13 protein-coding genes are annotated in these 19,616 nt (G+C 72.1%); 2 read left to right on the top strand and 11 right to left on the bottom strand.

The genetic code is table 11. The features are described from left to right. Window positions 1–39: 39 nt before the first annotated feature. The 4 genes from ACFC1X_RS13180 to ACFC1X_RS13165 all read right to left on the bottom strand — a co-directional run bounded on the left by ACFC1X_RS13180 (window position 40) and on the right by ACFC1X_RS13165 (window position 6,132). Entirely contained in the window at window positions 40–2,655 is a 2,616-nt protein-coding gene (locus ACFC1X_RS13180) for a PA14 domain-containing protein (protein ID WP_376352262.1), read from the bottom strand. 161 nt (window positions 2,656–2,816) lie between these two features. Further along, window positions 2,817–4,037: a glucose-1-phosphate adenylyltransferase gene (gene glgC / locus ACFC1X_RS13175; RefSeq protein WP_376352259.1), complete on the bottom strand. Its 1,221-nt coding sequence runs from the start codon at window positions 4,035–4,037 to the stop codon at window positions 2,817–2,819. 51 nt (window positions 4,038–4,088) lie between these two features. Then, the gene (glgA, locus tag ACFC1X_RS13170; RefSeq protein WP_376352256.1) at window positions 4,089–5,252 is read right to left on the bottom strand and encodes a glycogen synthase; all 1,164 of its coding nucleotides are present in this window, start codon (window positions 5,250–5,252) and stop codon (window positions 4,089–4,091) included. Between the two features lie 55 nt (window positions 5,253–5,307). After that, entirely contained in the window at window positions 5,308–6,132 is an 825-nt protein-coding gene (locus tag ACFC1X_RS13165; protein ID WP_376352253.1) for a (2Fe-2S)-binding protein, read from the bottom strand. 227 nt (window positions 6,133–6,359) lie between these two features. Between ACFC1X_RS13165 and ACFC1X_RS13160 the strand changes: the two genes are divergently transcribed. Further along, window positions 6,360–7,562: a DMT family transporter gene (locus ACFC1X_RS13160; RefSeq protein ID WP_376352250.1), complete on the top strand. Its 1,203-nt coding sequence runs from the start codon at window positions 6,360–6,362 to the stop codon at window positions 7,560–7,562. Here the strand turns inward: ACFC1X_RS13160 and ACFC1X_RS13155 are convergent. Continuing rightward, a complete protein-coding gene (locus tag ACFC1X_RS13155) occupies window positions 7,552–8,877 on the bottom strand; it encodes a transglycosylase family protein (protein WP_376352247.1) in 1,326 nt (441 codons plus the stop codon). The two genes, ACFC1X_RS13160 and ACFC1X_RS13155, sit on opposite strands and share 11 nt — an antisense overlap. Before the next feature lie 293 nt (window positions 8,878–9,170). Here ACFC1X_RS13155 and gndA point away from each other — a divergent pair, with 293 nt between their 5' ends. Beyond that, the gene (gndA, locus tag ACFC1X_RS13150; protein ID WP_376352244.1) at window positions 9,171–10,610 is read left to right on the top strand and encodes an NADP-dependent phosphogluconate dehydrogenase; all 1,440 of its coding nucleotides are present in this window, start codon (window positions 9,171–9,173) and stop codon (window positions 10,608–10,610) included. A gap of 514 nt (window positions 10,611–11,124) precedes the next feature. On the opposite strand, the gene ACFC1X_RS13145 is transcribed toward gndA, so the two are convergent. The 6 genes from ACFC1X_RS13145 to ACFC1X_RS13120 form a co-directional block, all read right to left on the bottom strand. Further along, window positions 11,125–11,793 carry an aspartate/glutamate racemase family protein gene (locus ACFC1X_RS13145; protein ID WP_376352241.1) on the bottom strand — a complete coding sequence of 223 codons (669 nt, stop codon included), beginning with the start codon at window positions 11,791–11,793 and terminating at the stop codon, window positions 11,125–11,127. A gap of 64 nt (window positions 11,794–11,857) precedes the next feature. Beyond that, entirely contained in the window at window positions 11,858–12,202 is a 345-nt protein-coding gene (locus ACFC1X_RS13140) for a GNAT family N-acetyltransferase (protein ID WP_376352238.1), read from the bottom strand. Between the two features lie 31 nt (window positions 12,203–12,233). Then, the gene (panD, locus tag ACFC1X_RS13135) at window positions 12,234–12,653 is read right to left on the bottom strand and encodes an aspartate 1-decarboxylase (RefSeq protein ID WP_161326811.1); all 420 of its coding nucleotides are present in this window, start codon (window positions 12,651–12,653) and stop codon (window positions 12,234–12,236) included. A 137-nt stretch (window positions 12,654–12,790) separates the two neighbouring features. Then, window positions 12,791–13,834, bottom strand: a complete 1,044-nt coding sequence (locus tag ACFC1X_RS13130) for a hypothetical protein (RefSeq protein ID WP_376352235.1) — start codon at window positions 13,832–13,834, stop codon at window positions 12,791–12,793. 31 nt (window positions 13,835–13,865) lie between these two features. Then, window positions 13,866–15,803: a DNA/RNA non-specific endonuclease gene (locus ACFC1X_RS13125; protein ID WP_376352232.1), complete on the bottom strand. Its 1,938-nt coding sequence runs from the start codon at window positions 15,801–15,803 to the stop codon at window positions 13,866–13,868. A gap of 90 nt (window positions 15,804–15,893) precedes the next feature. Further along, the gene (locus ACFC1X_RS13120) at window positions 15,894–19,277 is read right to left on the bottom strand and encodes an ALF repeat-containing protein (protein ID WP_376352229.1); all 3,384 of its coding nucleotides are present in this window, start codon (window positions 19,275–19,277) and stop codon (window positions 15,894–15,896) included. Between the last annotated feature and the right edge of the window lie 339 nt (window positions 19,278–19,616).

Genomic DNA, 19,616 nt, shown 5'->3' with positions numbered 1-19,616 from the left:
CCTCCGGAGGTTCTGCGGTGCGGTTCGTGGTGCGGGCGCTCAGCCGGTGCAGCCCGCCGGGGCGGGCTGCGACGCGTCGTGGATCAGCGCCTCGTGGGCGGCCCTCACCCGCTCGACGTCCGGCTTGAGGACCTTGCGGTCGTACGTCGTCAGACCGTTCAGCTCGCCCTCGACGTCCGAGATCTGGGTGTAGACGGCGCCGTTGCTGCCCCGGCAGACCAGGGCGCGGACCTCGTCGAGCTTGGTGAGGTAGTCGTCCGTGTACGTCTCCGGGTCGACGTCGACGTACGACTGCTGCACGGACCAGGCGTGTCCGGGCACCGCGAGGCCGAGGCCGCCGTACTCGCCGGTGACCAGGGCGCGTTCGCCGTCCGGGGACGGTGGCAGGGCGGGGCTGGGATAGCCGTGCTCGTCCATGAGGTCGCCGGCGCCGCCGTCGGCCCCCAGGTTCAGGCCCGACTGGTTGTTGACGAGGCGGGTCGGGTCCCAGGCCTTGGCCTGTTCGGCGACGCGCTTGATGTCGTACTGGCCCCAGCCCTCGTTGAAGGTGACCCACATGATGACCGACGGGTGGCTGACGTGTTCGTCGATCATCTCCTTCATCTCGCGTTCGTACTCGGCGCGGGCGGCGGTCGACGGGTTCTTCCCGGCGGTCATCGCGGGCATGTCCTGCCACACCAGCAGGCCCAGCCGGTCGGCCCAGTAGAACCAGCGGTCGGGTTCGACCTTGATGTGCTTGCGCACCGAGTTGAAGCCGAGTCGCTTGTGCAGCTTGAGGTCGTACGCGAGGGCCTCGTCGGTGGGGGCGGTGTGCAGGCCGTCCGGCCAGAAGCCCTGGTCGAGGGTGGCCATCATGAAGACCGGTTCGCCGTTGAGCATGGTGCGCGGTACGCCGTCCACCTTCTCGACGGCGATGGAGCGCATCCCGAAGTAGCTCTCGACGCGGTCGTGTCCGACGGTGACCTTCAGGTCGTACAGGAACGGATCGTCGGGCGACCACAGGCGCGGGTCGCGGATCTTCAGGGTGAGCGGCTCGCCGGTGCGGCCGCTGACCGTGGCGACCTTGCGGTGTCCGGCGTACGCCGTCGCCCTGACCGGTACGCCGTCGCGCACGCCCTTCGGCTCGACGGTCAGGGTGCCCGCCGCCCCGTCGACGTGCGGGGTCAGCTCGAGGGATTCGGCGTGGTCCCGGGCGACCGGTTCCATCCAGACCGTCTGCCAGATGCCGGAGCTGGGCGTGTACCAGATGCCGCTCGGGTCCAGGCGCTGCTTGCCGACCGGCGGGTTCTCGCCGTCCGCCGCGTCGGTCGGGTCGTAGACGCCGACGATCAGCTCCTGGGTGCGGCCCGGCTTCAGCGCGTCGGTGACGTCGGCGCTGAACTTGTCGTAACCGCCCTTGTGGTCGGCGACCTTCGTGCCGTTGACGTACACCTCGGACTGCCAGTCGACGGCACCGAAGTTGAGCTTGAGGCGCTGTCCGGAGCCGATGTGCCAGTCGCGGGGCACGGTGAAGGTGCGGCGGTACCACATGCGGTCCTCGTGCCGCTGAATGCCGGAGAGCTGGGACTCCACCGGGTACGGGACGAGGACGCGCTCCTTCAGGTTCTTGCCGACCGGCGGACTCTCGCCGGCCTCGGCGGCAGCGAACTGCCAGCGGCCGTTGAGGTTCCGCCACTCGTCGCGGGTCAACTGCGGGCGCGGGTACTCCGGGAGGGCGTTGTCCGGTCCCACCTCGTCGGCCCAGTCGGTGCGCAGCTCGTAGGTGGAGTGGTTGCCGCCGCTGCTCCAGAAGGCGTTGACAACGTTGCCTTCGGCGTCGGTGAGGCCGCCTTCGCCGTCGTAGCGGACGTCGGCGGTGCCGGGCGCGTCGCCGTTCTTGTTGCCGACGACGGGTTCACCGAGGGCGACGAGCAGGGCGCTGGGGTCGGCCGGGTCGACCCTGGTCTCGCCGAGCGGCCACTTGGCGCCGCCGATCACCGCTTCGAGGTGGTCGGTGAGACCGTCGGGGGCGGCGGCGAGGGGGCTGGCGAAGTCCAGCCGGAGGGTGCGGCCGGTGGACTGGACGGTGGTCGCGGTGGCGCCGTTGTAGTCGAAGCCGTCGGGCAGGCGGAAGGCCGACTGCGGGATCGCCTCCTTGGCGCCGCCGGGCTCGGTCCAGCGCAGGTGGAGGTTGGAGCCGCCGAAGTGCTCGAAGTACTCCAGCCTGATGTCGTAGGACTGCCCCGCCGTCAGCTCGACGGGCGCGGAGGTCTGTTCGCGGTCCCAGTCGTCGACCCAGTGGTCGACGGCGAGCCGGCCTCCCACCCAGAGGCGGAAGCCGTTGTCGCCGGTGATCGAGAAGGTGTGGGCGCCGCTCTTCTCCGGGACGAGCTTGCCGGTCCAGCGGACGCTGACGTCGTCCGACTGCCCGGTGGCGAAGGCGAGTCGCGGCTCCAGGGTGCCGAAGTCGACCTGCGGGTCGAAGCCGGTGGCCTTGAGCTCGTGGAAGTCGAAGGCGCCGGGGGCGGACTGGGTGTAGTACTCGCCCTTCAGGCCCTGGATCTCGTCGGCGGCCGCGTCCGCCGCGTGCGCGGCCGGTACGGCGGCGAGGCCCGCCGCGCCGAGCGCGGCGACGAGCAGCAGCGCGAGTTTGTCTCTGAGTCGTTTGGTGCGCACGGACCCTCTCCTTGGGAACGGGTGGTGGCCGATGGCTCAGGACATCGATGTCATACATCGATGTAACAGCAGCAGAGGCATGACAGCACGGATTCCGCTTGGCGTCCAGGGACATGACAACAGCCCCGGACGGTGTCCAGGTGTGACGGCCGCCCCGGCCGTCACGGCACCCGCTGCGCCTTGCCGAGCGCGATCACGCCGCCCTTGGAGACCGTGTACAACTCGCCGTCCCGGTCCGGGTTGACGCCGATCGTCGCTCCCGGGGGCACGTCGACGTTCTTGTCCAGCACCGCCCCGCGCACCACCGCGCCCCGGCCGATGTGCACGTTGTCGTGCAGCACCGAGCCCTGGACCACCGCACCCGGGTCGACCACCACGCCCGGCGAGAGCACGGAGCGGGTGACCTGCCCGCGGATCAGGCAGCCCGCGCTGATGATCGACTCGCTGGCGATGCCGCCGGCGTTGAAGCGGGCGGGCGAGAGCTGCGCGGAGTGGGTGTAGACCGGCCAGTCCCGGTTGTAGAGGTTGAACGCCGGCCGCTCGGCGATCAGGTCCATGTGGGCGTCGTAGTAGGCGTCGAGGGTGCCCACGTCCCGCCAGTAGCCCTGGTCCCGCGTGGTCTCCCCCGGCACGTGGTTGGCGCTGAAGTCGTAGAGGGCGGCCTCGCCCCGGTCGGTGAGCTGGGGCAGGATCGAACCGCCCATGTCGTGCACCGAGTTCTCGTCCTCGGCGTCCCGGTACAGGGCCTCGACGAGGGCCTTGGTGGTGAAGACGTAGTTGCCCATCGAGGCGAAGACGCACTCGGGGTCGTCGGCGAGTCCGGGAGGGTTCTCGGGCTTCTCCAGGAATTCGGTGACGGTCTGGCCGTCGGAACCGGGAGTGATCACGCCGAAGGACGACGACTCGCCGCGCGGGACGCGGATCCCGGCGACGGTCACCCCGGCGCCGGACTCGATGTGCTGGGCGACCATCTGCCGCGGGTCCATCCGGTACACGTGGTCGGCGCCGAAGACCGCGACGTACTCGGGCTGTTCGTCGTGCACGAGGTTCAGGGACTGGAGGATCGCGTCGGCGCTGCCCAGGTACCAGCGCGGGCCGAGGCGCTGTTGCGCGGGGACCGGGGTGACGTAGTTGCCGAGCAGGCTGGACATCCGCCAGGTGGTGGTGATGTGCCGGTCCAGCGAGTGCGACTTGTACTGCGTGAGGACGCAGATCCGCAGGATGTCGCCGTTGACCAGGTTGGACAGCACGAAGTCGACCAGCCGGTAGGTGCCGCCGAAGGTGACCGCGGGTTTGGCGCGGTCCGCGGTCAGGGGCATCAGGCGCTTGCCCTCTCCGCCCGCCAGCACGATGCCGAGCACCGAAGGACCTCCACGACGCATGGGCCGCTCCCCTCACCCTCGTTCACCCTCGGCTGCCCCGGGGCGGGGCGCCTAAGCCTGTTTGAGGATCTCCTCGTAGAGCCGGACCGTGCGGCGGGCGACCGCGTCCCAGCCGAACTCCTCCACCGCCCGCTCGCGGCCCGCCTCGCCCATTCGCCGGGCGGTCGCCGGGTCGCCGAGGACGGAGTCCAGCGCCCGCGCGAGGCCCGCCTCGAACTCTCCGTCCCGGCCCTCGGTCCTGGGGACGAGCACGCCCGTCTCACCGTCCGCCACGACCTCGGGGATACCGCCGACCCGGGAGGCCACGACCGGGGTGCCGCAGGCCATGGCCTCCAGGTTCACGATGCCCAGGGGCTCGTACACGGAGGGGCAGACGAACACGGCGGCGTGCGTGAGCAGTTGGATCACCTCCGGGCGCGGCAGCATGCGCGGGATCCAGTGCACACCCTCGCGGGCGCGGCTCAGCCCGGCGTAGAGGTCGCGGAACTCCTGGTCGATCTCGGGGGTGTCGGGGGCGCCGGCGCACAGCACGACCTGCGCGGCCGGATCGATGTCCCGCACCGCGCGCAGCAGGTGCGGGACGCCCTTCTGCCGGGTGATGCGGCCGACGAACAGGACGTACGGGCGGGAGCGGTCCAGGCCGATCCGGTCCAGGGCGTCGGTGCCGGGGTCGGGCCGGTAGAGGGTGGTGTCGATGCCGTTGTGCACGACGTGCACGCGGGCGGCGTCCAGGGCGGGGTAGCAGCCGAGGATGTCCTCGCGCATCGCTCCGGACACGGCGACGACGGCGTCGGCGGACTCGACGGCGGTGCGCTCGGCCCAGCCGGACAGCTCGTAGCCGCCGCCGAGTTGCTCGGCCTTCCAGGGGCGCAGGGGCTCCAGCGAGTGGGCGGTCACCACGTGCGGGATGCCGTACAGGAGCTTGGCGAGGTGGCCGCCCAGGTTGGCGTACCAGGTGTGGGAGTGGACCAGTTCGCGGCCTTCGAGGGCGGCGGTCATGGCCAGGTCGACGGAGAAGGTGCGCAGCGCGTCGTTGGCGCCGTCGAGCGCGGACCAGGGGCGGTGGCGCAGCACGCCGTCGGTGCGGCCCTCGCCCCAGCAGTGCACGTCGAGGTCGACGAGGCGGGCGAGTTCCCGGGCGAGGAACTCGACGTGGACACCCGCGCCCCCGTAGACGTCCGGCGGGTACTCCCGGGTCAGCAGTCCCACACGCACCCGGAACCTCCCGTCTTCGCGGCTGGTCCCTTCATGGTCACCCAGACGCGGCGCCTTAGGAAGAGCGCGGGGCCTGCGGAGACCGGGAGGATCCCGGCGGGCGCGATCCCGGCGGCCGCGGGAAGCAGCAGTCGCCGCACACGCCCGCTCCGGGCACCCGGTAGTAGAGGCAGCAGCTGCGGCGCCGGAAGGCGGTGCCGGTGAGGGTGCCGGTCCCGGCGAGCAGGGGGTGGGCGAGCAGTCCGGCGGTCAGGGCCCCGGCCCGCTCGGCGGTGTCCGTACGGCCGTGGCGGCGGGCCCAGCGGTCCAGTTCCCGGCCGGCGCCGGCCAGCGCGGAGGCCGCGTTGCCCCACAGCAGCCCGGTGGCGACGCCGTACCTGTCGTGCACGGCGGCCGTCAGGGGCGCCAGGTGGGCGGTGAGCACGGCGTCCGCGAGGGTGGCGGTGTCCGCCGGCCGGGAGCGCACCTCGGCGAGCCAGAGGTCGTCGGGCGCGCCGGCGTCGGGGTCCCAGCGCAGCAGGCCCGGGGCGAGGTCGGGGACCCGGCCGGTGAGGGCGGCGCAGGCCAGCGCCACGGACCACAGGCGGGCCGCGAGTCCCTGCTGGGCGACGGAGGCGGCGACCCGGGCCTCGGGGGCGCGCAGGGCGTCCGCCACCTTCCGGACGCGGTGGGCCAGGGGGTCGGCCAGGGGGTCGGCCAGGAGGTCGGCCGGCGGGCCGGGCGGTACCGGAACATGAACGTCCGGGCCGGTGTCCCCGTAATCCGGTGCATAGGCGTGCGCGAGGGTGGGAAGGGGCCGGGGCGGCGACGGCCGGGACGCGTGCAGGACGAAGAAGCCGCCGAGCGGGCGGAGTACGGCGAGGGCGGGGTCGAGGTCCACGGAGAGCAGTACTATCAAGGCCCGTAGGGGTCGCGACCAGGGGTACCTGACGAAAGTCGCCCACCCTGGGGAGGACGGCGGGGTCGTCGTACTCCATCGGTAGTAGGACCCAATGAAGTCTCAGGGACGACGACGGGAAGACCCTGAGGCGGCATCGTGTTGTCCATGGAAGACGACCGTTCGCCGCGCCGGGCCCAGTGCCCCCGCCTCACGCAGAGGATCAGCCGATGAGCGCCCTCGCGTTGTCCGTGCTGCTGTCGCTCGTCTCCGCCGTGGCGTACGCGGGCGGAGCGATCGTGCAGGAGCAGGTCGCGGCGTCCTCCTCGGCCGCTCAGTACGCCCCGGTGCGCCGGCCCGGCTGGTGGGCGGCGGTCGCGCTCAACGGCCTCGGCGGCCTGCTGCACGTCGTGGCGCTCGCCCTCGGTCCGCTCAGCCTGGTGCAGCCGCTGGGTGCGCTGACCATCGTCTTCGCGCTGCCCATGGCGGCGCTGTTCGTGGGCCGCAAGGCCGGTGCGACGGCCTGGCGCGGCGCGCTCATGGCCACGGTCGGCCTCGCCGGTCTGCTCTCCCTGGTCGGCGCGGCCGACGCGCAGTCGCTGGACACGGCACAGCGGATCGGCGCGGCCGTCGTCACCGGCGCGGTGATCGTCGCGCTGATGATCGCCGCCCGGGCCGTGCACCGGCACCCGGCGGTCCGCAGCATCCTGCTGGCGGTCGCGTCCGGCATCGCGTTCGGCATGTCCTCGGTCTTCACCAAGACGGTCGCGGTCGACTGGAGCGGCGGGGTGTCCGCCGCCGACCTGCCGTCCATGGCCGTGATCGGCGTGCTCGCCACGGCGGGCATGGTGCTGTCGCAGGCCTCCTACCGGGGCGCCGGCCTCGCCGCCCCGCTCGCCACGCTGACGGTGGTGAACCCGGTGGTGGCCGCCGTGGTCGGCATCACGATGTTCGGCGAAACCTTCCGCTACGGCACCACCGGCACCGCGCTCGCCCTGAGCTGCGGCGTGGTCGCGGCGGGCGGACTGATCCTGCTGACGACGGAGCGGATCGCACGGGAGTCGGCCTCCGCCGGGGAGGGCGGGACACGGGCCGCCGAGCAGCCCGCGGCCCTTCCCGCCGCGGACGGGGCGGAGCCGGTCGCGGTGCCGACGGGTCCGGTCGGGGTACCGACGGGTCCGGTTCCGGCAGCTGTCGCGGCGGAGGCGGCGGGCGTTCCGGTGGCGCGGTTGTCCGAGAAGGTCCTGGTGCCGTCCCCGGGGTCACCGCCGGTGCCGGCGGCCACCCCCGCCAAGGAGCCCGCGAAGGAGCTGTACGCCGCACGGAGCCGGGCGGAGAGCGATGACGCCCCGCTCTCCTACGGCCCCTTCTACGGCGGCCCGTTCGTGCCGCCGCCCGTGTTCAGCCCGCACCGCGTCCGGGTCAGATCCTGACCCCTCCGGCCCGCAGGTACGCCAGCGGGTCGACGTCGGAACCGAAGCCGGGCCCCGTCCGCACCTCGAAGTGCAGATGCGGGCCCGTGACGTTGCCGGTGGAGCCGGAGCGTCCGATGCGCTGGCCGGCGCCCACCGACTGTCCGTCCCGGACGGAGATCGCCGAGAGGTGGGCGTACTGCGAGTAGCGGCCGTCGCCGTGCCGGACGACGACCTGGTACCCGTAGGAACCGCCCCAGCCCGCGCTGACGACCCGGCCGGCCGCGACCGACTTGATCGAGGTGCCGGTGGGGACGGGGAAGTCGACGCCGGTGTGGTAGCCCTTCGACCAGGAGGAGCCCGACTGGTGGTAGGGCGTGCCGACGGCGCCGTCGACGGGAGCGACGACGGCGCGGTGGGTGGTGGCCTTGTCCTCGCTGGTCTTGGTCTTGGCCTTGCTGGTGCCGCTGTCGGAGGAGGACTTCTTGGGGGCCTTCCGCTGCTCCCGCTCCCGCTCCTGCTGCGGCTTCTCCTGCTTCTGCTTCTGCGGCTTCTCCCGCTCCTGTGGTTTCTCCTGCTTCGGCCGCGGTTGGGCGGTCCCGGAGTCGGTGCGGGGGGCCGTGCCCGCCGTCCCACCGCGCAGCGACAGGCGCTGGCCCGGCAGGATCAGGTCGGGGTCCGATCCGATGGCGTCGCGGTTGGCCTCGTACAGCCCCTGCCAGCCGCCGCCGACCCGGTGGCTGTCGGCGATGCCGGAGAGGGTGTCGCCGGTGACCACCGTGTACATGCGGCCCTTGCCGGCCCGGGACTGCGGCGTGGTCTGCGGCTGGATGTCCTTCACCGAGTCCGCCTTGGCGGCGGGCTTCTTGGCGGGCTTCTCGGCGGACTTCTTGGCGGGCGTGCCGGCGGACTTCTCGTCCCCCGCTCCCCCGGCCGGCCGGATGTCGGGCGTGTCGCCGCCCCGGGTCAGTCCGGCCCGCTGCGAACACACCGGCCAGGCGCCGGGTCCCTGTCCGTCGAGCACCTTCTCGGCGATGGCGATCTGCTGGTCCTTGGTGGCCAGGTCGGCACGCGGGGCGTACCGGGTGCCGCCGAAGGCCTCCCAGGTGGACTGCGTGAACTGCAACCCGCCGTAGTAGCCGTTGCCGGTGTTGATGTCCCAGTCGTTGGTGGACTCGCAGGCGGCGACCTTGTCCCAGGTCTCCACGTCGGCCGCCTGGGCCGTACCGGTACCGACGAGCGGGAGGGCCAGACCCGCGCCGCCCGCGGTGACGGTCAGTGAGGCGCGGTTGATCCTGTTCGGCTGATACCGGCGGTGCCGGCCGCGTACGGCCATGGAGGTCCCCCTCGACATTGCGTCAGGAGGGGCAAAAGTAAGCGCCGCGAACAGGCCATGACAAGACGGCAATCGGCCGGTTCGTCCCGCCAAGTGGCGCGGAATGGATGCCGGTTGGCCGGATGCGGCGTCCGCCCGCTGAGGCGCGGGACGCGTTCCGTGCGTACTGGAGTCCGCCGGGCCAGAAAGTGCGACCGGCGAACGGGCACGTCAGGATGGTCACGGGGCGGAACCGGCCATACTGGCGGACACGACCGGCACCACAGACACCAAGGTCACTAGGAGCCATCCCAATGAGCACTACAGCGCAGATCGGCGTCACGGGTCTCGCGGTCATGGGCCGCAACCTCGCCCGCAACTTCGCCCGCAACGGCTACACGGTCGCGGTGCACAACCGGACGGCGTCGCGCACGCACGCGCTGGTGGAGGAGTTCGGCGGCGAGGGCGACTTCGTCGCGACCGAGACCGCCAAGGAGTTCGTGGCGGCGCTGGAGCGGCCCCGACGCCTGGTGATCATGGTCAAGGCCGGTGACCCGACCGACGCGGTGATCCAGGAGTTCGCCCCGCTCCTCGAGCCGGGCGACATGATCATCGACGGGGGCAACGCCCACTTCGCGGACACCAGGCGCCGGGAACGCGAACTGCGCGAGCAGGGCATCCACTTCGTCGGCACCGGCATCTCCGGCGGCGAGGAGGGCGCGCTGCACGGCCCGAGCATCATGCCGGGCGGCTCGAAGGAGTCGTACGGGTCGCTGGGCCCGATGCTGGAGAAGATCTCCGCGAAGGCGGCGGACGAGGCGCCCTGCGTCACGCACGTGGGCCCCGACGGTGCCGGGCACTTCGTGAAGATGGTGCACAACGGCATCGAGTACGCCGACATGCAGCTGATCGGCGAGGCGTACCAGCTGCTGCGCGACGTCGCCGGGTACTCCCCCGCGCAGATCGCCGACATCTTCCGCACCTGGAACACCGGCCGGCTGGACTCGTACCTGATCGAGATCACCGCCGAGGTGCTGTCGCACGTGGACGCGGAGACCGGCAAGCCGTTCGTGGACGTGGTGGTCGACCAGGCGGAGCAGAAGGGCACGGGCCGCTGGACGGTGCAGATCGCGCTGGACCTGGGCGTGCCGGTGTCCGGTATCGCGGAGGCCGTCTTCGCCCGGTCCCTGTCCGGGCACGCGGCGCTGCGGGAGGCCTCGCGCGGGCTGGCGGGTCCGAAGGCGTCGGCGCTGAGCGAGGCCGAGGCGAGCGCCTTCGCCGACCGGGTGGAGCAGGCTCTGTACGCGTCCAAGATCGTGTCGTACACGCAGGGCTTCCACGAGATCGCGGCGGGCAGCGAGGAGTACAGCTGGGACATCGACCTGGGCGCGGTCTCCGCGATCTGGCGCGGCGGCTGCATCATCCGCGCGGCCTTCCTGGACCGCATCCGCGCCGCGTACGACGCCCGTCCCGACCTGCCGAGCCTGCTGTCGGACGAGACGTTCGCGCAGGAGATCGCCGCCGCCCAGGACGACTGGCGCGAGGTCCTGGTCGCCGCGACCCGGCAGGGCGTGCCGACGCCCGGCTTCGCCGCCGCCCTCGCCTACTACGACGCACTGCGCGCCGAGCGGCTGCCCGCGGCGCTGACACAGGGGCAGCGGGACTTCTTCGGCGCGCACACGTACCGGAGGACGGACCGGGACGGCGCGTTCCACACGCTGTGGGGCGGGGACCGGTCGGAGGTCACGGCGTAACGCGAAGCGGGGCGGTGGCAGGCCGAAGGGGCCGGTGGACGGCCGTGGTGAGATCGCGGTGAGATCGCGGTGAGTGAGGCCGCGGTGAGGCTCGTCCACCGGCCCCTTCGCCTTGGTTGTGCCTGGTCGGCCCGGGTGTCCCTCAGGTGAGGGGCGGTCCCGGTTCCGGGTTGGGCACCGGCTCCGGTCCCGGCGGGATCGGTGACGGCGAGGGCTCGGGAGGCCCCGGCGGCTGCGGTGTCGGCTGCGGGCCGGGGCCCGGGGGCTGCGGCGTGGGTTCCGGGCCGGGCCCCGGAGGCGGAGGCGGCGGGGTCGGTTCCGGGCCCGGGCTCGGTGGCGGCACCGGGTCGGGGTGCGGCTGTGGGGGCTCCGGGTCCGGACCTGGTGTGGGCCCCGGAGTGGGCCCCGGCGGAACGGGATCCGGATACGGGTTCGTCATGGCGCTGTCCTCCGGCCAGTCGGTCGACGTCGGCTCTGGACTTGTCCCCCGCCTACCCGACGCCCGCCTCCGCACTCACTCCCCCGCATGAACCCCCGGGCCCAGGTGGCCGAGGCGTGCCGCCTCCGCTCCGGCGGCCAGTCCGGGGGCGGGGCTGGCGAGCACCGGGACGCGGGTGCCGGCCGACTCCCGGGCCGGTGCCATGGATGCCTGGGCCAAGACGATCACGTCGGCACCGGTGACGGCGTCGGCGGCCCCGGCCACCAGCCGCAGGTAGCCCTCGGTGTCACCGGCCTCGAACCGCGCCCAGGCGCCCTCGACCAGCCGGGTCCGCAGCAGCACGGCGCGGCCGGCGCGCCGGGCCTCCTCCTCGACGAGTGCCGCCGTCGGAGCGAGCGTGCTCTCCAGGGCGGCGAGGACGACGACGCGTGGACCGGCGGCCACCGCGGCGGCGGCCATGGGCCGGTCGACCCGCAGCACCGGCACCCCGGCCTCGCCGGCGGCGCCTTCGGCGACGGCACCGATGGTGGAGCAGGTGCACAGCACGGCGCGCGCCCCCTCCCCCACGGCCCGCCGCAATGCGCCGCGCACGGCGTCCGTCACGGCCTCGGGCCCCTCGCGCCGCGACCGCTCCAGCAACCCGGCGTCGACGTGGTGCCGCAGCTCCAGTCCCGGGTGCGCCGCGTCGCGCAGGGCGTCGAAGACCGGGACGTGGACGGGCGAGGTGTGCAGCAGTGCCAGCAAGCGCGCTCCCTTTGTCCCTCGTCCTTCGTCTTTCGTCCTTCGTCTTTCGTCCCTCGGGTCCGGGTCAGAACCGCTCGGGGTGCGCCACGAGCCACTCCTTGGCCGCGCGCAGCAGCTCCGGATCGGCGGCGGGCGCCTCGTCGGGGTGGCGCTCGGCCCATTTCACGACGTACGGGCAGAGCGGGGCGACGGCGACGTCCTCGCGGCGCGCGAGGACGTACAGCTCACGCGCCAGCGAGCCCGCGATGCCCCGGCCCTCGTGGTCCGGTTCGACGATGGTGTGGACGGGCACGAGGGCCCGCTCGGGAGCGTCCAGGACGAAGTACTCGACCCGGCCGACGACCTCGCCGGCCGCGAGCGCCTCCAGCCGGCCCGCCGCCCGGTCGTCACGGATCTCGATGTCGCTCACGGCCACGCTCCTCGTCCCCTGGATCGGTACGTCAGACCGACACGGCCTGCGGGCTGCGCTCCTGGTCCGAACCGGGCACCGGCTCGGACGCGTCGGCACCCAGGGCGACGATACGGTTGTCGCCGTCCACGTGCACGACCCGCGGCCGCAGCGCCCGCGCCTCGGCGTCGGTGACCTGGGCGTAGCTGATGATGATCACCAGGTCACCGGGGTGCACGAGATGCGCGGCGGCCCCGTTGATCCCGACCACCCCGGACCCCCGCTCGCCCTCGATGACGTACGTCTCCAGCCGGGCCCCGTTGGTGATGTCCACGATGTGCACCAGTTCCCCGGGCAGCAGGTCGGCGGCGTCGAGCAGATCGGCGTCGATGGTCACCGATCCCACGTAGTGCAGGTCGGCCTGGGTGACGGTGGCGCGGTGGATCTTGGACTTGAACATGGTGCGCAGCATGTTGGACTCCTGGAAGACAGCTCCCTGCCTGCTTTGTGCAGGTCAAGGGCGTTCTTCACTCTACACTGGCACGCCTCGGACTCGAGGGTCGTTGCGAACCAGGCTGGTGGGGCAGGCGACAGGCCGCGGTGGGGTGGTCACTGGAGCAGCTCGATGTGGGGGTGGGTCGGGTCGGCCGGGCAGGCGTGGAGCTGGAGGTTGTTACCGCCGGTGATGTCGATCAGGGTGAAGTTGGCGTCCTCCGCGCCCAGATGATGCGGGGCCGGGGTCGTCCGGTCCTCCTCGGCGATCCATGTCTCGCTGCCGCCGTCCCATTCCGAGGAGGCGATGGTGAGGAGCGGCACCTCTTCGGTGCCGCACTCGGGGCAGGAGCGGTTGACGGGATCGGTGGGGCTCCAGCGAGTCCAGCCGCCGGTCTTCCAACCGGGTGCGGTGGAGAGGTTGTTCAGATAGAGCTCGCCCGGGTCGTCCGCGTACGTGTTGTACCGCGCGGGGACGATCGTCTCCCAGCGGCTCATGTCGTCCAACAGGTCCCGAAGCTCATCGCTCAGTTCCGACGGGTTGGGATAATCGGTGACCTGCTCCGGTGAGAACAGGCACGGCTCCGGGAGGTAGTGCATGGACTGGATGATCGGCGGCTCGGGCGATGCGTCGAGGACGTCGGTGACGGTGGTGGCGGAGCGCCAGAAGAGGGCCGTACGGGGATGGGCGGCCTTCTCGTGGTCGAAGGGGCACCACAGGACCTGGAGGAGGTCCGCGTCGGGTGGGCACGTAAAGGGGATGTCTCGAGCGTAGAGCTGGGCGACGGGGAGGAGGGGGATCGGGCCGTCAAACCACGGGCGCCCCTCGCGGAACCGCTTCGCGGCCACCAGTTCCTCGGGGGTGACTGCGGGTGCCTGGGGGTCGAGGCGCAGCCGCTCGGCCACTGCCTCCTGCCTGCGGCGAAAGAGCCGGACGTCGTCCGGGGAGTGCACCGCGCTCGTCGCGCGGCTGTCGTGCGGCTCGTCGCAGTACGGCCATGGCTCGTCGGCGGGCCACAGGAGCGGCCCGCCGACAGAGCTGTCGTGCACCGTCGGCGACCCCGGCCGCGGGTGCAGCCGGGTCGCCGTGCGCGCCAGCGGGGCCAGCTCAGGGAAGAGTGCGGCGATGTCGAACGGCCGCGGTGGGGTCGTGAAACTCATGTCGGCTCCCGTTGGCGCGATCTGGGTGAAATCAGTTACCGAGGTTGTGCAACCCAGTGTTGGTGTAGGTGTTGGTGACGTAGACGTTCGGGAACAGTTCCTCGGTTGTCCCGTTCGCCCGTTGGATCGTCGCTCTCATCGTGACACCGGTCGGGACGGTGCTGTTCGCGTACCTATAGACGGGCGTCACCTCGTAGAAAATCGCGTCGGCCGGCCCGAAGAGGGCGATATCGCCCTTGACCAGGTCCTCGGCCATCTTCTCGTACGTCCGCATGCTGGGCGTGCCTGTGTTCATCCCGCTCTGCCAGCAGGGGACGAGGTTGCGCCGCGTGAGCTCGCTCGTACCCTTTCCGCCGAGGACGCTCGGGATGAGATGGCACCGGGACTGGTCGTAGGTGAGGCCGTTCGCCGTCTTGTATGCCTCCGCGTCCTTCATGCCGGTAACGGGATTGCTGGTTCCGGTTCCCTTGCCGCGCTTGCGAGCAATGCACCCCTGCGCCCGGGCAGGCCGCAGTCCGGGCCCGTCCGCGTGGTCGGTCTGGTTGACGAACGGAACCGGCTCGGTCTCGTTCCTGAACCAGCCGTCACCGTTGGGGATCGAAGGGGTAGGGGCGGGGTTGCTCAGGCACCTGGCCTGCCCCGTCGTGTCCGGCGTCGAGACCGGCAGCTCGAACGCGTCGCCGTCGATCACCCGCTGGTCCGTGAATCCTTCGGCGAGCTGCGTTGCGGCGAACTGCTTCTCCGCGGGAGTGACATGGGACTGCACGCAGGGAGAGGCGGGGTCCAGGACATGGCCGTCGTTCAGGACGTAGGTGTCCCATTCCCCGTTGCCGAGGTTGGGGATCACGTCGACGCACCGGTCGCCGGGCGCACCGCCCTCCTTCGCCTCCCCGAAGGGGAAGTCGGCGCAGGAGTCGGTGTCGACGAGCTCGGGCTGGGCCGTGAAGCCCCCACAGGTGGCGGCCGTGCGGCCAGCCACGCCGGTCGTCGACCGGGTCAGCGGGCTGCCCTTCTTGCCCCAGGCGCCGTTGAGGTTCTTCTGGGCCCAGCCGTAGGTGGCCACGACGCCGCCCGCGTCCGAGCTCGTCGCCTTCATCGGCACGACGGCCATCTCGGAGGGAACGGCACAACCCGCCACCGAAGTACCGCCGACCGCGTCGTCGCACCTCACCTGACGCGCGTTGTCCCACGACGCGTTCGGGTCGGTGGCCGTCGCACCCGGGGACGTCACGAACATCGCGTAGGACGTGAGGAAGGAGGCGGAAGAGCCCGTCGTCTGGGGCGAGGAGTAGGTGACGTTTCCGGTCAGGGTCTGGCCGAGGGTGATGGCGCCGCCGTACCAGGGGGCGGTCTTGGTGGCCGTGCAGCCGGCGCCGCAGGACACGCGGAACTTGGCGTTCAGGGCGGTGACATCACCGGAGGCGCCTGTCATGGTGACGGTGACCTGCTCGCTCCAGGTCGTGGCGGTCGCGGACAGGTCGGCGCCGGTCGAGACCGCCAGGGTGCCGCGTCCGATCTCCAGACCCCTGCTGTCGCGGAGGATGTAGGTGACGTTGATGCCGGTCACGCAGTACGAGAAGCGCTCGTAGCTGTAGTTGCCGGGGTTGGTGATGTCGCAGCTTCCGGCGGCGGCAGCGGCGGCAGGGGCGCCGGCTGCTCGGGTCTTCGCCTTCGCAGGGGCAGGGGTGACCGTCACACAGGACTCGACCGCGCCCGCGCGGCGCTCCTTGGAGCCCGGCGCGGTGGCGGTGCAGTCCTCACCGGAAGCGGATGCGAACGGGCTGGTCTCGGTGGTCTCCGCGCTGGGCGCTGCGGACTTGGTGGTGGCCGAGGCCTTCGCCGTCGCGGGCGGCTCGGCCGCCTGACTCGTCGCGGCTGTCGTGACGACGAGGGTGAGGGCGGTGAGGACGGTCAGAACCGTCGAACGGGCGCGTCTCCTTGTGGCGCGCCCGCCACGTATTCCATGCACGGAGGCAGGACCTTTCGGTGAGAGGTGAGAGGCGGGAGGCAGGGGGCGCCGCTTGATTGCGACGCCCCCTGGAGTAGCGAACGGGCGGGATCAGGCCGCCAGGTCGTAGAGGTCGCTGAGGCCCTTCGTGATGCCCGAGACCAGGTCCTCGCCGGTGTCTGTGATCTTGCTGACGACAGGCTTGACGAGGCCGCCGCCGAGCGCCTTGTCGGCGGCGCCGACCCACTTGTAGGCGCCGAAGGAGACCAGGCTCAGGCCCGTACCGACGGCGGACTCCCAGAAGGCGCCGCTGGTGAAGCCGTGTTCGATGCCCGTGAAGATGGTGCCGAGGGCGCCCGCGCCCGTGGAGACGGCGGCGAAGAAGCCGGCCGCGGCGAGGGCCGGCGGGAAGACGATGGCCGCGAGGGCACAGCCGGCCGCCAGGAACCCGGCGCCGATGCTGACCACGTTGGCGGCGTCGGCGTAGAACTGGGCGTCGTTCCACCACTCGTCGGCGTCGCCGTCCGCGGTGCCGTTCGGGTTGACCTTGTCGTTCTTGCCGTTGTTCGCCGGGTCCCGCTTGGCGTCGCGCTCCTCCTTGGCCTTGCGCGCGGCTGCCTTGGCCTTCGCGATCTCCTCGGCCCGCTTCTTGGCGGCCGCGATCTGCTTCGCCTGGGCGTACGCGGCGGCGGCGGCCGTCGCGTCGGCGGAGGCGGCGAGCTCGGAGGCGCGGGCCGCGGCGGCGGAGCGCTGGGCCTGGGCGGAGGAGGCGAGGGCCGAGCGCGCCGAGTCGACGGCCTTGTTGGCCGAGTAGTTGGCGGAGCGGGCGGCGCCGCGGGCGGTGGCGGCGGCGTTCTTCGCCGTGTTGGCGGAGGCCCGGGCGTCGGCGGCCGACTTGTCGGCGGCGTTGGCGTTGTCCCGCGCCTGCTGGGCGTAGTCCTCGGCCTTGGCGGCGGAATCGAGCGCCTTCTGCGCCCACTTCTGGGCCTCGGCCGCGGCGTTGCGGGCGTTGGCGGCGGCCTTCGAGGCGAGGGCCGCGTCCTCCTGCGCCTTCTCCGCGACCTTCGCGGCGGCTGCGATGGCCCCGCGGACAGCGGCGACGTGGGCGGCGGTGTCGAAGTCGAGCTGCGACGTGCGGTACTGGACCACGGTGATGAAGTTGCGCAGCATCCACTGCGGCCCTTCGAGCGCGACCTCCGCGTAGGCCTTGGTGAAGGCGCCCCCCGTCTTGATCAGCTCGTTGGCCCGGACCCGGTCGTCCTCCTGGACGGCCAGCGGATAGGCATGGTCGAAGAAGTAGTTGAGGGATTCGGTGTTGTTCTTCTCGAGCGCGTCGTTGGCGGCCTCGTTGACGGCCTTGCCCGCACCCTCGGAGATGATCTTGATGATGGCGACGCGCAGGTCCTCGTCCGAGGCGCGCTTCATGCCGCCGGTGAGGAAGTCACCGACGGCCTTGGAGTCGGTGCTCTCCAGCGCCGCGGCGGCCGCCTCGGCGACCTTCGGTCCGCCGATCGTCGCCACGTGGAGGGTGGTCTCGCGGTCGTCCTGCGTCTCTGCGAGGGCTCGGTCGAGGTCGATCCAGGCGTAGACGTCGTCGTCGGAGCCGGCGAGGGCGTGCTGGGCGGCCTGCCGGGTGTTTGCCCCGCGGGCGTCCATCAGGGCGATCGCGGCCTTCCGGCCCAGGGTCGCCGCGACCGACATGTCGCCGGAGTACAGGGCCTCCTCCGCCTTGGAGATGAGGTCCTTGGTCGCCTGGGTGGTGCGCTCCGCCATCAGCCGCTTCTCGCGGACGTCGGAGAGCTCGGTCTGCTCGATGGCGGCGAGCTGCTGGGCCTCCTCGATGGCCTGCTGCTTGTCCTGCGCCAGGGTCTGCGCCTCGGCGGCGCGGGCGTTCTTCTCCACCTCGATGGCGTCGCTGACGGCCTTGGTGGCGAGGTTGGCGGCCTTCACGGCCGTCGCGGCGTGGGCGGTCGACTTGTTGGCGTAGTCGACGGCCTGACCCGCGTACTTCACGGCCTCCTCGGCGGCGTCCGCGGCCTTGTCGGCGTGGTCGGCGGCGGAGTTGGCGGCGTCGCGGGCGGTGCGGGCCGCCTTGGCGGCGGCGGTCGCCAGTGCCTGGGCGGCGGAGGCGGCGTTGGTGGCGCGGTTGGCGGCGCTGGTGGCGATGGCGGCCTGACGCTTGGCCTCGTTGGCCTCCGCCTGGGCGGCACCGGCGGAGACGGCCGCCTGGGCGGCGGCGTTCGCGGCGGCGGCCGAGTTGCGGGCGGCGGAGGCGGCGGCCGCGCCGGCGGCCGAGGACGCGTCGCCGGCGCGGGCGGCCTTCTCGGCAGCGGCGGCGGCGCTGCGGGCCTTGGCGGCGGCGTTGCGGGCGGCGACCGCGGCGTTCTTGGCGTACTCCGCCTTGCCGGCGTCCTTGGACGCGGCGATCGCGGCGTTGTAGGCGCGGGCGGCGGCGTTGCCGGCCTTCGCGGCGGCCTGGGCGGCGCCTGCGGCGGCCCAGGAGGCGCGGCGGGATGCATTCACGGCGGCGTTGGAGGCGTTGACGGCGTTACGGGCGGCGTCGGCCGCGCCCTTCGCCGCGCTCGCCGCCTTGCGGGCCGCGGCCCCCGACTTCTGCACGTCGCGCTGGGCGGCGGCGGCCTCGGCGGCGGCCTTTTCGGCGGCTTCCCTCGCCTTGGTGGCGGCGGTCTCTGCGCGGGCCCCGGCCTCGACGGCCAGGTTCGTCTCGGCCTCGGCGCGCCTGCCCTCGCGCTCGACGACGGCCACCAGTTCCTCGATGGTCGCCGCCTCCTGGTCGCGGGCGCGCGCGATGTGCTGGCCGGTCTCGATGAACCACTCGACGTCCTTGGCGGTGCCGCTGAGCGCGCGGTCCGCGTACTTCTGCACCTCGGGGCCGCCGGTCGTCAGCATGGTGGTGACCTGGACCCGGGTGTCCTCCATCCGCGCGTCGTACTGCCCGTCGCCGAGGAAGTCGACGAGGGCCTTCTCGGTGCCGGTGTCGAGCGCGGCGTTGGCCTCGCGGACCACGGCCCTGTTGCCGGTGGACGCGACGATGCTGGTGGCGACCCGGAAGTCCTCCAGCATGGCGGGGGCGAAGCCGTCCGAGAGGAAGCCGGCTATCGCTTCGTCGCCGTTGTCCAGGGCGGCGACCGCCTCGCGTCGCAGGCCCTTGCCCGCACGGTCCAGGCTGCTGACGATCGCGACCCGGTTGTCCTGCACGGTCTGCTGCGGCAGCGTCTCGGCGAGGAAGGTCTGGATCTCGGTGTCGGTCCCGTAGAGCGCCGTGGTGGCGGCCGCTTTGACGCCCTTGCCGCCGGTCAGCCACGCGCGGACGGCCTTGGCGCGCTCGGTGTCCGGCAGCGGCACCGGGTCGGCGCCTGCTGTCGGGGCGGCCGCGGCGACGGCCGGCCGCAGGACCGAGGGAGTGGCGGCGACAGCGGTCGCGGCCGCGAGCGCGCCGAGGACGCGGCGTCTGCTCCAGAAAGCATTCTGCATTCGAGACTTGTCCTTCTACGAGTAGTGCGCTGACGTGTCGGATTTCGCGCCGTGACGGACGGCGAATCCGTGGATCGAGGCCCGCCACAAGTCGTGAACAGTATCAACGTTGCAAACAATCTGCGGGAGTTGGACCTACGGAGGCTTCAACAGGGCAGTTAGCTGTCCAGATCTGACGGTTCAGCAGATTCTTTACTCAACCATTACCTCAGCCCGTACAGCCTTTTCTCGATGTGACGTAGGTCATGCATTACCCGCTTCCAATGTCCAGATATGAGCAGTTCTCTGCGCTGGACATGGGTGGGTCGCCGTGCTGGGATGCCAGAGCCGATGACGATC

The organism is Streptomyces sp. NPDC056128 (genome assembly GCF_042263835.1).
Lineage (GTDB): Bacteria > Actinomycetota > Actinomycetes > Streptomycetales > Streptomycetaceae > Streptomyces.
Note: the sequence above shows the minus strand (reverse complement) of the source record. Positions and strands in the feature narration are given on the sequence as shown.